Annotated in this window: 2 protein-coding genes; both read left to right on the forward strand. The window is 30.8% G+C overall.

Features of this window, described 5'->3' with window-relative positions; genetic code table 11:
- A partial coding sequence (locus C6H17_RS11855) for an IS607 family transposase (protein WP_233714127.1) occupies positions 1–627 on the forward strand: 627 nt, incomplete at its 5' end.
- A partial coding sequence (locus tag C6H17_RS11860) for an RNA-guided endonuclease InsQ/TnpB family protein (protein ID WP_104731468.1) occupies positions 611–1731 on the forward strand: 1121 nt, incomplete at its 3' end. The genes C6H17_RS11855 and C6H17_RS11860, both read left to right, overlap by 17 nt.

Genomic DNA, 1731 nt, shown 5'->3' on the forward strand with positions numbered 1-1731 from the left:
TTAATTGCAATAGGACAAGCCTCAAGGCTTCTTGGTGTTACCATACAAACCCTACGAAATTGGGATAAACAAGGACTTTTAAAGCCTGATGAAATCACAAAAGGTGGAAGTCGCAGATATAAATTAGAATCTTTAAAAAATATTAATAAAAACATTAAATTTAGTGTTGATGGTTTAAAAACAATTGCCTATGCTAGAGTAAGTAGCCACGACCAAAAAGATGATTTAATAAGACAAGTTCAAGTTTTAGAGCTTTATTGTGCTAAGGCTGGGTTTAATTATGAAGTCATACAAGATTTAGGCAGTGGTATGAATTATTATAAAAAAGGACTAACAAAGCTTTTAAATCTTATCTTAGAAGGACAAGTTAAAAGACTTATTTTAACACACAAAGACAGGCTATTAAGATTTGGAGCTGAATTAATCTTTGCTATTTGTGAAGCTAAAGAAGTGGAGGTGATTATCATCAACAAAGGCGATGAAAATATTAAGTTTGAAGAAGAATTAGCCAAAGATGTTTTAGAGATTATCACCGTATTTTCTGCTAGGCTTTATGGAAGTAGAAGCAAGAAAAACAAAAAATTACTTGAGGATATGCAAGGTGTAATCAATGACAATCTCGCATAAAATAGAACTCATTCCAAATAATAAGCATATCGCTTATTTTAAAAAAGCCTTTGGTTGTTCTAGGTTTGCTTATAATTGGGGACTTGCTAAATGGCAAGAATATTATAAACAAGGTGTTAAAAAAACACATTTAGATTTAAAAAAAGAATTTAATGCGATTAAAAAAGAGCAATTCCCCTTTGTCTATGAAGTAACTAAATATGCCACACAACAACCATTTTTAAACCTAAATCTTGCATTCCAAAAATTCTTTAGAGATTTAAAGCAAGGTAAAGTCAGCTATCCAAAGTTTAAAAAGAAAAAAGATAATCAAGGCTCGTTTTATTTAGGGGGAGATATTGTTAAGTTTGAAAGTAAAAACAATAAACAATTCTTAAAGATTCCAAATCTAGGTAGTGTTAAGCTAAGAGAGAATCTAAGATTTCAAGGCAAAATTAACTCTTGCACTATCAGTCAAAAAGCAAATAGATTCTATGCTTCTTTTAGCTTAGAGATAAGTGAAAGTGAATTTAAAAGAACTCATAAAGATAGCAAACAAACAAAACTTGGATTAGGTATAGATGTTGGCTTAAAATCCTTTGTAAGTTTATCTAATGGCTTAAGCATTCAAGCACCTAAACCATTATATAAGCTTACACAGCGTTTAAAAAGAGTAAGCAGAAGTCTTAGCAAAAAGCAACACCCAAAAACCAAGAGTGAAGCAATGCAAGGGATAAAAAAGTCTAACAACTACTTAAAACAAAGTGTTAAGCTTAATAAGCTCCATACAAAAATTGCTAATGTAAGAAATGATTTTTTACATAAGCTTACTTCAAGTCTAGTAAGACATTATGCTTACTTTGGGCTTGAAAATCTCAATATCAAAGGCTTAATGAAAAATCATAGATTGGCAAAGGCAATAAGTGATGTAAGCTTTTATGAGTTTAAACGCTTACTAAGTTATAAGGCAGAGTATAACAATAGGCGAGTGATAGAAGCAGATACATTTTATCCAAGCTCTAAGACTTGCTCTAAGTGTGGAAGCATTAAAGAAACTCTCACACTTAAAGAAAGAATCTATGAATGTGAAAATTGTGGATTAAAAATAGATAGAGATTACAATGC

This window comes from Helicobacter rappini (genome assembly GCF_900198625.1).
GTDB lineage: Bacteria > Campylobacterota > Campylobacteria > Campylobacterales > Helicobacteraceae > Helicobacter_A > Helicobacter_A rappini.